General features: G+C 69.3%; 11 protein-coding genes. 6 read left to right on the forward strand and 5 right to left on the reverse strand.

Annotation, left to right across the window (positions count from 1 at the left end; genetic code table 11):
• Positions 1-41 precede the first annotated feature (41 nt).
• Together RCF34_RS18485 and RCF34_RS18490 are read right to left on the reverse strand one after the other, a co-directional pair.
• Positions 42-1334: an NAD(P)/FAD-dependent oxidoreductase gene (locus RCF34_RS18485; protein WP_027600290.1), complete on the reverse strand. Its 1293-nt coding sequence runs from the start codon at positions 1332-1334 to the stop codon at positions 42-44.
• A gap of 256 nt (positions 1335-1590) precedes the next feature.
• The gene (locus RCF34_RS18490) at positions 1591-2070 is read right to left on the reverse strand and encodes an MOSC domain-containing protein (RefSeq protein ID WP_308709467.1); all 480 of its coding nucleotides are present in this window, start codon (positions 2068-2070) and stop codon (positions 1591-1593) included.
• An 82-nt stretch (positions 2071-2152) separates the two neighbouring features.
• On the opposite strand from RCF34_RS18490, the gene RCF34_RS18495 reads away from it, so the two are divergent.
• Positions 2153-2629: an FAD/FMN-containing dehydrogenase gene (locus RCF34_RS18495; protein ID WP_308709468.1), complete on the forward strand. Its 477-nt coding sequence runs from the start codon at positions 2153-2155 to the stop codon at positions 2627-2629.
• Positions 2629-3189 (forward strand): 1,6-anhydro-N-acetylmuramyl-L-alanine amidase AmpD, encoded by a 561-nt coding sequence (gene ampD, locus RCF34_RS18500; RefSeq protein ID WP_308709469.1) that lies wholly within the window; start codon positions 2629-2631, stop codon positions 3187-3189. The genes RCF34_RS18495 and ampD overlap by 1 nt, the downstream gene beginning before the upstream one ends.
• Here ampD and RCF34_RS18505 read toward each other — a convergent pair.
• Positions 3186-3983, reverse strand: coding sequence for a TatD family hydrolase (locus RCF34_RS18505; protein WP_308709470.1), 798 nt, complete (start codon positions 3981-3983; stop codon positions 3186-3188). The two genes, ampD and RCF34_RS18505, sit on opposite strands and share 4 nt — an antisense overlap.
• Positions 3980-4972, reverse strand: a complete 993-nt coding sequence (cra, locus tag RCF34_RS18510) for a catabolite repressor/activator (RefSeq protein WP_308709471.1) — start codon at positions 4970-4972, stop codon at positions 3980-3982. The genes RCF34_RS18505 and cra overlap by 4 nt, the downstream gene beginning before the upstream one ends.
• A 281-nt stretch (positions 4973-5253) precedes the next feature.
• Between cra and ptsP the strand changes: the two genes are divergently transcribed.
• From ptsP to RCF34_RS18530, 4 genes are all read left to right on the forward strand, one after another.
• Entirely contained in the window at positions 5254-8136 is a 2883-nt protein-coding gene (ptsP, locus tag RCF34_RS18515) for a phosphoenolpyruvate--protein phosphotransferase (RefSeq protein WP_308709472.1), read from the forward strand.
• On the forward strand, positions 8133-9101 hold the full coding sequence (gene pfkB / locus RCF34_RS18520; RefSeq protein WP_308709473.1) for a 1-phosphofructokinase: 969 nt from the start codon (positions 8133-8135) through the stop codon (positions 9099-9101). Before ptsP ends, pfkB begins: the two co-directional genes overlap by 4 nt.
• A complete protein-coding gene (locus RCF34_RS18525; RefSeq protein WP_308709475.1) occupies positions 9098-10861 on the forward strand; it encodes a PTS fructose-like transporter subunit IIB in 1764 nt (587 codons plus the stop codon). Before pfkB ends, RCF34_RS18525 begins: the two co-directional genes overlap by 4 nt.
• A gap of 73 nt (positions 10862-10934) precedes the next feature.
• Positions 10935-12290, forward strand: coding sequence for a chloride channel protein (locus RCF34_RS18530; RefSeq protein WP_308709476.1), 1356 nt, complete (start codon positions 10935-10937; stop codon positions 12288-12290).
• A gap of 3 nt (positions 12291-12293) precedes the next feature.
• Here RCF34_RS18530 and RCF34_RS18535 read toward each other — a convergent pair whose 3' ends face one another.
• Positions 12294-13040: an SDR family oxidoreductase gene (locus tag RCF34_RS18535; protein WP_308709477.1), complete on the reverse strand. Its 747-nt coding sequence runs from the start codon at positions 13038-13040 to the stop codon at positions 12294-12296.
• Positions 13041-13127 lie beyond the last annotated feature (87 nt).

The following is a 13127-nucleotide window of genomic DNA, read 5'->3' on the forward strand; positions in this document are numbered from 1 at the left end:
GCCGTCCCCGGGGACGGCTTTTTCATGCCTGAGCCAGAGGCCTAGTGCAGCTTCAGACGCGGCTCGGTCTTGCGTCTCAGGTGATCGCCGGCAAACAGCGCCAGGGCACGGAGCGGGCCATAGAGGGCGACCTGGTGCATCCGGTACAGCGAGACATAGAAGGTCCGCGCCAGCCAGCCTTCCAGGGTCAGGCTGCCCAGGGCGCCGCCCATGAGATTGCCCACCGCGCTGAAGCGCGACAGGGAGATCAGCGAGCCGTAGTCCTTGTAGACGTAGTCGGGCAGCGGCTTGCCTTCCAGGCGCGCCTTGAAGGTCTTGACCAGCAAGGAGGCCTGCTGGTGGGCGGACTGTGCACGAGGCGGGACGGTGCGGGTATCGCCGGGCGTCAGGGGGCAGGCCGCGCAATCACCCAGGGCGAAGACGTTCGGGTCACGGGTGGTCTGCAGCGTCGAGTTGACCACCAGTTGGTTGATGCGATTGGTCTCGAGGCCCGCCAGGTCCTTGAGAAAGGCGGGCGCACGGATACCGGCGGCCCAGACCTTGAGACTGGCCGGAACGAATTCGCCCGCGGTCTGCAGGCCGTCGGCGCGGACTTCCTTGACCGCCGAACCGGTCAGCACCCGCACGCCGAGCTTCTCCAGGGTGCGGTGCGCCTGGCCGGCGATGCGCTCGGGCAACGCCGGGAGGATGCGCGGACCGGCTTCGACCAGGGTGATGCGCAGGTCTTCGGGGCGGATGCGGTCCATGCCGTAGGCCTGCAGCTCTTCGGCGGCGTTGCGCAATTCGGCCGCCAGTTCCACGCCGGTGGCACCGGCGCCGACGATCGCCACCTCGATGAATTCACCCGGCTGTTCGCTGACATGGGCGCGCAGGTAGTGTGTCAGCAGCTTGCGGTGGAAGCGTTCGGCCTGGGCCCGGGTGTCGAGGAAGATGCAGTTTTCCGCGGCGCCCGGCGTGCCGAAATCGTTGGTGGTACTGCCGATGGCCAGTACCAGGGAGTCATAGCCGATCTCCCGTTCCGGGACCAGGACGGCGCCGTCGTCCTCGATGGCGGCCAGCTGCACCTTGCGGCGCTCGCGATCCAGGCCGGTCATGCGTCCGAGCTGGAATTCGAAGTGGTTCCACTTGGCCTGGGCGACATAGCTCAGTTCGTCTTCGGTGGAGTTGAGGGAGCCGGCGGCCACCTCATGCAGCAGCGGTTTCCACAGGTGGGTGGCGTTGGCGTCGATCAGCACGATCTGCGCCTGGTCGCGCTTGCCCAGGCTACGGCCCAGGCGGGTAGCCAGTTCCAGGCCGCCGGCGCCGCCGCCGACGATAACGATGCGATGGGTCATGGAGAGCACTCATAGAGAAGGAAGGCGTAAGCCGGACCGGGCGCGTCGCCGCATGCGGGCGCAGTCCCGGGCCGGTGGAAATCTGGGGTCGTCGAAGCGCGCGAGCGTCGAGACATCTAGCAAGGAAGATGGGCGAAAGGTCGTGACTTTCAAGGGAAGCGGCCTGCATCTGCTCTGGCGGGGACGTCCGCGGCGACGAGAGGTAGCGCTAGTTTAACCGGGCTGACTCGGCCATTCGACCCTGGAGAAACTGGGGTCAATCCAGGACCTCCAGCCGATCGCCCAGGCGGATGATGCCGCTTTCCAGGACCCGGGCCGTGAGACCGCCGTGGCCGCGCATGGCCTGGAAGGTTCCTGGCCCGAGGCGTTCTTCCAGGCGCGCACAGGGCTGGCACCAGCCGGTGGTCTCCAGCACCGCCTGGCCGATGCGAAAGCGCCGGTTCTTCAGGCTGAACAGATTGATGCCGGCGATGGCCAGGTTACGGCGCAGATCGGCGGGTACGATCGTCTTGCCGATCAGCGCGGCCACCACCGGCAGGTGTTCCCACTGGATCAGGGTGACCTGGCGCTGGTTGCGCGGGGTAGGACGGGCGTGATCGCCGGTCAGGCCGGCGTCACGCCGGGCCTCCACCGCGTCGATCTCGACCATGGAGGCACGTGAGGTGGGTCGCACGCCGATCCAGCGCACCTCGCCGGACTGGGGGGCCTGGGCGAGCAGTTCTTTGAGCGGGATCATGGGCTCCTCGACGCGATGGTGGTGCCAATCCGAGCGGTAGGGCAGGATAGCGGCCTCGATAGACCTTTCAAGAGAGGATGCCATGCGCGCTGGAGTTCTGGCGTTGTTGCTGTCGTGTCTGCTGGTGCCCCTGACCGCCCTGGCACTCGAACCCGGCGAGCGGGTGGCGCCCTTCACCCTGCTCGATCAGCGTGACCAGCCCTATACCTTCGACGACCAGCTGCAGGTCCTGCTGGTGGCGCGCAGCATGAGCGGCTCCGGCCTGGTCAAGGAAGCCATGCGCGACCAGCCGGCGAACTATATCGACGGCAGCCGGGTGGCCTACATCGCCGACATCAGCAGCATGCCGGCGGCCATCACCCGGATGTTCGCCATACCGGCCATGCGCAAGTACGGCTACCGGATCCTGCTCGACCGCGAGTCCCGGATCGTGCCGCGCTTTCCGGGCGCTGCCGACAAGGTGCTCTGGGTGACCCTCGACCATGGCCGCTTCGTCAGCCAGCGCGAATTCAGCGACGCCACCGCGCTGCGCGACGCGCTCAAGGCCAAGGCGCGCTGATGGATCGGGCGTTCGTCGAGGGCTGGTATCGTGAGGCGCGACGCTGCCCTTCGCCCAACCACAACGAGCGCCCGGCCGGGACCGAGGTGTCCCTGCTGGTGATCCACAACATCAGCCTGCCGCCCGGGCAATTCGGCACCGGCTGCGTCCAGGCCTTCTTCCAGAATGGCCTGGATCATTCGGCCCATCCCTTCTTCGCGGAGATCGCCGAACTGAGGGTGGCGGCGCACTTTCTCATCGAGCGCGACGGGGCGGTGACCCAGTTCGTCTGCTGCGAGCAGCGCGCCTGGCATGCCGGTATCTCCTTCTTCGACGGGCGCGAGAACTGCAACGACTTCTCCCTGGGCATCGAACTGGAAGGCACGGACGACCTGGCCTACACCGACGCCCAGTACCGCGCCCTGGGGCGGCTGACGCGGGCGCTGCAGCGCGTCTACCCAGCGATCAGCGCCGAGCGTATCCAGGGCCACAGCGATATCGCCCCGGGGCGCAAGACCGATCCGGGACCGGCGTTCGACTGGGCGCGGCTGCAAGGCGAATTGGCCGTCGACGAAAACTAGGCGAGGCCGGCGGCGTCCCAGCCGAACACCGCGCAGGCATTGCGGGTGGTAACGGTGGCCAGAGTCTCGGGTGAAACGTTCCAGAGGGGCGCCAGGGCGGCGCAGATGGCCGGCAGATGGGTGGGACTGTTGCGTACGTCCGGGTGCATGGCGGGTGGCATGTCGGGCGCATCGGTCTCCAGCACGATGCCCTCCAGCGGCACCTGTGGCAGTACCCGCTGCAGTCTTTTCGCCTGCGGCCAGGTGGGCGCGCCGCCCAGGCCTATCTTGAAGCCCAGGCGCAGGTATTCGCGGGCTTCTTCATAGCTGCCGGAAAAGGCGTGGGCGATGCCGGCCCTCGGCGGCTTGAGGCGTTTCAGGATCCTGACCACATCGGCATGGGCGCGGCGCACGTGCAGCAGCACCGGCAACTCCAGCTCCATGGCCAGGCGCATCTGCTGCTCGAAGAACCAGGCCTGGCGCGCCTTGTCGGGCGCCTCGATGAAATAGTCCAGACCGATCTCGCCCAGGGCGCAGAGGCGGGGATCGCTCCGGCGGTCCAGGCAGAAGGCCCGGAGCGCCTCCATATCGGCCTCCTGGTGGCGCTGCAGGTACAGCGGATGCAGGCCGGGCGCCGCATGGAGGCCGGCATTGTCCGTGGCGACCCGCCAGAGTTGCGGCCACTGGTTGCGCTCGACACCGATCAGCACCTGGCGGACCACCCCGAGGCGCGCGCATTCGGCCAGCAGGGCCGGTCGCGCGGCGTCGAAGTCCGGATAGTCCAGATGGTTGTGGGTGTCGATCAGCAGGCTCATGACAGGCGGCGTTTGAGGACCCTCGGGATGGCTTGGACACCGGGCAGATAGTGGTCGTTTTCCAGGGCGTCCAGCATCAGTTCCAGGGCGCGCTCGGTGATGACCTCATGCTGCTGGGAGATGGCGTTGACCTTGAACGGCAGGTAGTCGAGCAATTGGGTGTCACCGAAGGTGGCCAGGCGTAGGGTGTCGCCCTCGCCCAGCGGATGATCGCGCAGTACCTCCAGCACGCCCTGCAGCAGGACGTAGGAGGTGGTCAGCAGCGCCTCGGGCCAGTGGCCGAGTTCCTCGATCATGGCCAACGCCTGGGCGCGACCGCCTTCCCGACTGTAGTGGGGCGCATGCCGCTCCCAGTGGCGCGCCGGATGATCGGCGAGGGCAGCGGCGAAGCCGGCGGCGCGGGCGCGGCTGATGGCCAGGTCGGGGCGGGCACCGATCAGCGCGATGCTGTGGGTGTCCGGCGTCAGCAGGGTGGCGGCCAGCTGCCGGCCGGCGGTGTGGTCGTCGCTGACCACCGAACAGAATTGCGCGGGATCGAGCTGGCGATCGATGGCGATGATCGGGATGTTGTGTTCCTGCAACTGCCGGTAGGGGGCGTCGTCCTCGGCCAGGCTGCTGGCGGTGAACAGGCCGTCGCAGCGACGGGCGCGAAACAGTGCGATCAGCTGGCGTTCACTGTCGGGATTGTCGTCGGTGCAGGCGATCAGCAACTGATAGCCACGCGCCCGTGCCCGGCGTTCCAGCTGCTTGGCCAGGCGCGCGTAGCTGGGGTTCTCCAGGTCGGGCAGCAGGAAGCCCAGGGTGTGGGTAGCACCGCGGCGCAGGCCGGCGGCGCGCTGGTCGGGCTGGTAGCCGTGGGCCTCGACCACGGCCATGACCCGCGCCACGGTCGCCGCACTGATGCGTCTTTGCGTGGCCTTGCCGTTGATGACGTAGCTCGCGGTAGTGAGGGATACGCCGGCCAATTGGGCGATGTCGCTGAGTTTCACGCCTGTTCCTCATGGGACCTGAATGGCCTGGCACTGTACGGCCCTGGCGAGACGGTCTTTATTGTGTGTTGTGCTTCAAGGATCGGCGATTATCGAGTAACGTTCCAGTCCCATTGGGTGAAACGTTTCAGCTTTCTGTTGTCCGAGGGCTGGCACGAATCTGCCAAGGGCCCTGCCACGCCTCTCCCGACGCGATTGCAGGGCTGAGCGAGCCGGCAAGCATCTATTACAAGAAAGGCACGGCGCCAGGATCAGGCGCGCGGCGCCGGAGGTATCCTTCCATGTTCGAACTCAATGCCCAGCATATCCGCATGGCCCAGCAGGCGCCGGACAAGGCGACCGCCCTGGCCATGCTCGCCGAGTCCCTGGTGGCCGATGGCCTGGTCGCCCCGGGTTATCTCGAAGGGCTCAAGGCCCGCGAGGCCCAGGGCTCCACCTACCTCGGCCAGGGTATCGCCATTCCCCATGGTACGCCGCAGACCCGCGACCAGGTGTTCGTCACCGGTGTGCGGATGATGCAATTCCCGCACGGTGTGGACTGGGGTGACGGTCAGCTGACCTACCTGGCCATCGCTATCGCCGCCAAATCCGACGAACACCTGCGCATCCTGCAACTGCTCACCCGCGCCCTGGGCGAAAGCGATCTGCAACAGGCCCTGCGCGAGGCCCGCGAACCCCAGCTGATCCTCGACCTGCTGCAGGGCGCGCCCCAGGCGCTGGCGCTGGATGAAGAGCTGGTGCAGCTGGCCATCGATGCCGAGGACCTGGAAGACCTGGCCTGGCAGGGTGCGCGCATGCTCAAGCACATGGAATGCGTGGGGGCCGGTTTCGCCGGTGCCCTGCAGGCCAGCCAGCCGCTGCCCCTGGGCGACGGCCTCTGGTGGCTTAACAGCGAGACCGCGGTGAAACGCCCCGGCCTGGCCTTCGTCACCCCGTTGCAGACCCTGCAGCTGCAGGAGCAGCCAGTACGCGGCCTGTTCTGCCTGGCCAGCCTCGGCGAGGGCCATCGCGCCCTGCTCGAACGCCTCTGCGACCTGCTCGTCGCCGGTCGTGGCCAGGAGCTGGCCCAGGCCACCTCCCGCCGCGCCGTGCTCGAAGCCCTGGGCGGCGAAGTCGCCCCGGACTGGCCCAGCGCCCAGGTGGTACTGGCCAACGCCCACGGCCTGCATGCCCGTCCGGCCAAGGAGCTGGCGCGGCTGGCCAAGGCCTATGACGGCGAGATCCGCGTGCGCATCGACAACGGCGCCCCGGTCTCGGCCAAGAGCCTGTCGCGACTGCTGGCACTGGGCGCCCGTCGCGGCCAGACCCTGGAATTCCTAGTCGAGCCCGGCACCCCGGCCGAAGCCGCGCTCAACGATCTGATCGGTGCCGTACAGGCCGGACTCGGTGAGGAAGTGGAGCCGGTCACCGCCAGTGCGCCGGCCCCCGCCGGTGCCGCCCGGGTCACCGCCATCAGCCTGGTGGACCCGTCCGCACAGCTGCCGTTGGCCGCGGGCGATCGCGCCCAGGCCGTGGCCGCCGCCCCCGGCCTGGCCGTGGGCCCGGCCCATGTGGTGGCACTCCAGCACTTCGACTATCCGGCCACCGGCGCAGGTGCCGCCGTCGAACGCCAGCGCCTGGATGCGGCCCTGGCCGCAGTACGCGCCGACATCGAGGCGCTCATCGCGCGCAGTGAGGCCAGTGCCCTGCGCGAGATCTTCCTGACCCACCTGGAGATGCTGGAAGACCCGGATCTGCAGCAGGGCATCGCTGCCCGGCTCAAGGCCAATGCCAGTGCCGCCGCGGCCTGGGATGCGCAGATCGAGCAGGCGGCCAGCCAGCAGGAAGCCCTGCAGGACAAACTGCTCGCCGAGCGCGCCGCCGACCTGCGCGACGTCGGTCGGCGGGTACTGGCCCAGTTGTGTGGCGTCGAATCGGCCCGCGAACCCGAAGAGCCCTATGTGCTGGTGATGGACGAGGTCGGCCCGGGCGATGTGGCCCGGCTGGATCGCGAACGCGTCTGCGGCATCCTCACCGCCCGTGGCGGTGCCAGCTCCCACAGCGCCATCGTCGCCCGCGCCCTGGGCATTCCGGCCATCGTCGGCGCCGGTAGCCGTGTGCTGGACCTGGCGCCGCGCAGCGTGTTGCTGCTGGATGGCGACAAGGGCACCCTGGAAATCGCCCCGGACGCCAGTCGTATCGAGGCCGTGCAGCGTGAGCGCGAGGTCCAGGCCGAGCGCCGTCGCGCCGCCGAGGCCCGGCGTTTCGAAAGCGCCACCACCCGCGACGGCCACCACGTCGAGATCGCCGTGAACCTGGGCGACACCGCCCAGGCCGCCGCCGCGGTGGAGCAGGGCGCCGAAGCCGTCGGCCTGCTGCGGACCGAACTGGTGTTCATGAGCCATGACCGCGCGCCCGACGAGGCCGCCCAGGAGCTGGAATACCGCCGCGTCCTCGATGGCCTGGCCGGCAAGCCGCTGGTGGTGCGTACCCTGGACGTCGGTGGCGACAAGCCGCTGCCCTATCTGCCGCTGCCGCCGGAAGAGAATCCCTTCCTCGGCATCCGTGGCATCCGCCTGACCCTGCGTCGTCCCGAGCTGCTGGAGACCCAGCTCCGCGCCCTGCTCAAGGCCGCCGACGGCCGGCCGCTGCGGATCATGTTCCCCATGATCGGCCGGGTCGAGGAATGGCGCCAGGCGCGTGACATCCTCGACCGCCTGCGCCAGGAGATCCCCACCACCGACCTGCAGGTCGGCATCATGATCGAGGTGCCCTCGGCCGCGCTGCTGGCGCCGGTGCTGGCCCCGGAAGTGGATTTCTTCAGCGTCGGTACCAATGACCTGACGCAATACACCCTGGCCATCGACCGCGGCCACCCGCTGTTGTCCGGCGAGGCTGATGGCCTGCACCCCAGCGTGCTGCGCCTGATCGACATGACGGTGCGTGCCGCCCATGCCCACGGCAAGTGGGTGGGCGTCTGCGGCGAGCTGGCGGCCGATCCCCTGGCGGTGCCGATCCTGGTCGGCCTGGGCGTGGACGAGCTGTCGGTCTCGGCCCGCAGCGTGCCGCTGGTCAAGGCCCGGGTCCGCGAACTGGAGCTGCGCCTGGTGCAGTCCTGCGCCGCCCGCGCCCTGGAACTGGCCACTGCCGCGGAAGTGCGGCAGAGCGTGGAGGCCCTGCGATGAGCCGTATCCTTACCCTGACCCTCAACCCGGCGCTGGACCTCACCGTCCAGTTGCCGGCGCTCAAGCCCGGCGTGGTGAATCGCAGCGAGGCGGTGATCGTCCATGCCGCTGGCAAGGGCATCAACGTCGCCCAGGTGCTGGCCGATCTCGGCCATGACCTGACGGTGAGCGGCTTTCTCGGGGCCGACAACGCGGCCGCCTTCGAGGCCCTGTTCGCCCGCCGCGGCTTCACCGATGCCTTCGTCCGGGTCGCCGGCGAAACCCGCAGCAACCTCAAGCTGGCCGAGGCCGCTGGGCGCATCACCGACATCAACGGGCCCGGCCCGGAAGTGTCCGCCGCCGCCCAGCAGCAATTGCTGGAGACCCTGGATCGCCTCGCCCCCGGCCATGACGCCGTAGTGGTAGCCGGCAGCCTGCCGCGCGGGGTGACCCCCGAGTGGCTGGCCGCCCTGGTCGGCCGGCTCAAGTCGCTGGGCCTGCCGGTGGCCCTGGATACCAGTGGCGCCGCCCTGCGCGCCGCCCTGGCCGCCGGCCCCTGGCTGATCAAGCCCAATACCGAAGAACTGGCCGAAGCCTGCGGTGCACCGGCCGAGACCGCCACCGAGCAGGCCCTGCTGGTCGAGCAACTGCGCGCCCTCGGCATCGAGCATCTGGTGATCTCCCAGGGCGCCGACGGCGTGCGCTGGTACGGTCGGCAGACCCTGGAGGCGCAGCCGCCCAAGGTCACCGTGGCGAGCACCGTCGGGGCGGGGGATTCCCTGCTGGCCGGCATGCTGCACGGTCTGCTCACCGGCCAGTCGCCGGAACGCACCCTGACCACGGCCACCGCCATCGCGGCCCTGGCGGTCACCCAGATCGGCGTCGGCATCAACGATTCCGCACAACTTGCCACCCTCGAAGACCAGGTGCAGGTGCGCGTCCTTCCCGACTTTCCGCTAGAACAAGAATCAGGGGTAAACCCATGAACATCGCCATCGTCACGACCTGCCCGACCGGCATGGTCACCAGCGTGCTCAGTGCGCGCCTGCTGGACGCCGCCGCCCAGCGCCGCGGCTGGACCACCAGCGTCGAGATCCACGACGGCCCCGAGGCCACCCTGCTGACCGACGACCAGGTGGCGCGCGCCGAACTGGTGGTGGTGGTCCATACCGGGACGGTCGACCTGTCCCGCTTCGTCGGCAAGCGCGTCTATCGCGCCGCTCCGGCCGAAGCCTTGCGCGACGTCGATGCCTTCCTGCAACGCGCCGCCAGCGAAGCCAAGGTGCTGGAACAGGCGCCGGCGGCCCGTGGCGCTGCGCCGAGCGCACCGGCCAGTGCCAGCGAGACGCCGCGGCTGGTGGCCATCACCGCCTGCCCGACGGGTGTCGCCCATACCTTCATGGCGGCCGAGGCGCTGCAGAATGCCGCCAAGAAGCTCGGCTATCGCCTGCACTTGGAAACCCAGGGCTCGGTAGGGGCGCGCAATCCGCTACCGGCCGAGGCCATTCGCGACGCCGACGTGGTGCTGCTGGCCACCGACATCGAGGTCAATGTCGAGCGCTTCGCCGGCAAGCGCGTCTATCGCTGCGGCACCGGGGTCGCCCTCAAGCAACCCGAGGCGACGATCAGGAAGGCCCTGGCCGAGGGCGAGACCCTGGCCGGCAGCGCCGCGCCAGCCGCGGGCGAGGGCGAGGGCGCCAAGCCCGCCAAGAAGGAAGGCGCGGGCGTCTACAAGCACCTGCTCACCGGCGTGTCCTACATGCTGCCGATGGTGGTGGCGGGCGGGCTGCTGATCGCCCTGTCCTTCGTCTTCGGCATCGAGGCTTTCAAGGAGCAGGGCACCCTGGCCGCGGCGCTGATGCAGATCGGCGGTGAATCGGCCTTCAAGCTGATGGTCCCGGTGCTGGCCGGCTACATCGCCTATTCCATCGCCGACCGTCCGGGCCTTGCGCCCGGCATGATCGGTGGCTGGCTGGCCGCCAGCCTGGGCAGCGGCTTCATCGGCGGCATCATCGCCGGTTTCCTGGCCGGCTACGTGGCCAAGGCCATCGCCCAGCACGTGAAGCTTCCGGCCAGCGTCGAGGCGCTCAAGCCGATCCTGATCATCCCGCTGTTCGCCAGCCTCATCGTCGGCCTGGTGATGATCTACCTGGTCGGCACCCCGGTGGCCGGTGCCCTGAGTCGGCTCACCGACTTCCTCAACAACCTGGGCACCAGCAACGCGGTGCTGCTCGGCCTGATCCTCGGCGCCATGATGTGCATCGACTTCGGCGGCCCGATCAACAAGGCCGCCTATGCCTTCACCGTCGGCCTGCTGGCGTCCAAGACCTACGGGCCCATGGCCGCCACCATGGCGGCCGGCATGGTGCCGCCCATCGGCATGGGCATCGCCACCCTGCTGGCGCGCCACAAGTTCGCCCAGAGCGAGCGCGAGGCCGGCAAGGCGGCCTCGGTGCTGGGGCTGTGCTTCATTTCCGAGGGGGCGATTCCCTTCGCCGCCAAGGATCCGCTGCGGGTGATCCCGGCCAGCGTCATCGGCGGCGCCCTCACCGGCGCCTTGGTGATGCTGTTCAACTGCAAGCTGATGGCGCCCCACGGCGGCCTCTTCGTGCTGCTGATTCCCAACGCCATCAGCCATGCCTGGCTGTATCTGGCGGCCATCGCGGCCGGCAGTCTGGTGACCGGGGTCATCTACGCGGTGCTAAAGCGCAACGAGGCTGCCACCGAACTGGTCCCCGCGGCCTGATCAGGGCCCTGACGATAGCGCTGTAACAAGAGGTTACACTGGGAGGCTCTCGCCTCCTGGTGTCCTCGTCTCCATGTCCGATCCCGTCTTTCCCGATACCGATCCCGACGTCGCCGCCCGGCGTCGGCTGCATCTGCTGCGCCATCGCCGACGCCGTCGGTTGCGCGAGTGGCGCCAGCGCATCGCCTTCTGGGTCGGCGCGGTGCTGGTAGGGCTGGCCGGTCTGGCCTTCGCCTGGCTGGCCGACGCTTCCTTCGGCCTCTTCCAGCAGCTGCTACAGCACAGCGCCATCTGGCCCTGGCTGGTGACGCCGCTCGGCTTCGCCGGACTGGTCTGGCTGACCCAGGGCGCGCTGCGCGATGCCCGTGGCAGCGGCATCCCCCAGGTCATCGCCACCCTCGAACGACCCGAAGCGGACCTGCGTGCCCGGCTGCTGGCGCCACCCATCGCCCTGGCCAAGCTGCTGCTCACCACCGGCGCCCTGCTGGTAGGCGGCTCGGTGGGTCGCGAAGGGCCCACCGTGCACGTCGGCGCCGCACTGCTCTATGGCTTCGGCAAGCGTCTCGGCCTGCATGGCCGCCGCACCCTGTCAGGACTCATCCTCGCCGGGGGCGCCGCCGGGATTGCCGCCGCCTTCAACACGCCCCTGGGCGGGGTGGTCTTCGCCATCGAGGAGCTCACCCACACCTTCGAGCAGCGCTTCAGCGGCCTGGTGCTGACCGCCGTACTGCTCGGCGGCATCGTCACCCTGGGCATCGTCGGCCCCTACAGCTATCTCGGCGCCCTGGACCTGCACCTGACCTGGGGCCTGGGCTGGATCGGCGTGGCGGTGATCGGCGTCATCGGCGGACTGCTGGGCGGCTGCTACGGCCGCCTGGTGCTGCCCACCGAGCGGGGCTGGCTGGGTCGCCTGAACGCTCTGCGCGGGCGGCGTCCGGTGGCCTTTGCCGCCGGCTGTGGCCTGGTGCTGGCGGCGTTGGGGTTGTTCTCCGGCCAGCACGTGTTCGGCACCGGCTATGCCGAGACCCATGCCATCCTGGCCGGCGAACCCGTGACCGGCGGCGACTTCCTGCTGTGGAAATTCCTCGCCAACGTCGTCTCCTACCTGGCCGGGGTACCGGGCGGCCTGTTCTCGCCCTCGCTGGCGGTGGGTGCGGCCCTGGGCCCCTGGCTGGTCGACTGGCTGCCGGGCATCGGTCTGGCCCAGTGCGCCTTGCTGGGGCTGGCCGCCTACCTGGCCGGGGTCACCCGCACCCCGCTGACCGCCACCGTCATCACCTTGGAGCTGGCCCATAGCCCGGACATGGCGCTGCCGGTGCTGGCGGCCTGTTTGCTGGCCGCCGCCGTCTCCGGCGGGCTGATGCCGGTGCCGCTCTACCATGCGCTGTCGCAGCAGGTGCTCAATGCCGTCACGCCCCGGCGCGACTAGGCCCTAGCGCCCGCCACCGATATCCAGCAGGGCGCCGGTGGTGTAGGAGGCCTCGTCCGACAGCAGCCAGAGGATGCCGGCGGCGATTTCCTCGGCGTCCCCCGCACGTCCCAGCGGAGTGGTCACGCCCAGCCGCTCGGCGCGTCCCGGCTGGCCGCCGCTGGCGTGGATGTCGGTAAGGGTCACGCCCGGCCGCACCGCGTTGACCCGCACCCCGTGCGAGCCGAGTTCCTTGGCCAGGCCGAGGGTCAGGGTGTCCAACGCCGCCTTGCTGGCGGCGTAGTCGACATATTCGTCGGGTGAGCCCAGGCGCGCGGCGATGGACGAGACATTGACGATGGCGCCACCGCGGCCGCCCCGTTCGCGGGAGAGGTGGCGGGCGGCCTCGCGGGCACAGAGAAAGGCGCCATAGACGTTGACCTCGAACATCCGCCGCAACCGCTCGGCGCTCATGTCCACCAGCGGCTGCGCGCGGTCGACGATCCCGGCATTGTTGACGAAGCCATCCAGCCCGCCGAAGCGCGCCACCGTGCGCTCGAACAGTGCCAGCACCTGGGCCTCGTCGGCGACGTCGCCGCGCAGTGCGAGGCCTTCCGCGCCCTGGGCCTCGATCTCGGCCAGGGTGGCCTGGGCCGCGGCCTCGTCCTGGCGATAGCTGAAGGCGACGTTCCAGCCCCGCTGGGCGGCGCCGAGGGCGGTGGCGCGGCCGATGCCACGACTCGCACCGGTGATGAGCAGGGTCTTGCGCATGATAGAAACCTCGGACTAGAGAGTGGGATGGGGTTAGGGCTAACCGTCTGATGTATCGAAAAAAAGCTTGGACGTCCCCGGCGTTTC

This window comes from Pseudomonas sp. 102515 (genome assembly GCF_031085165.1).
GTDB lineage: Bacteria > Pseudomonadota > Gammaproteobacteria > Pseudomonadales > Pseudomonadaceae > Chryseomonas.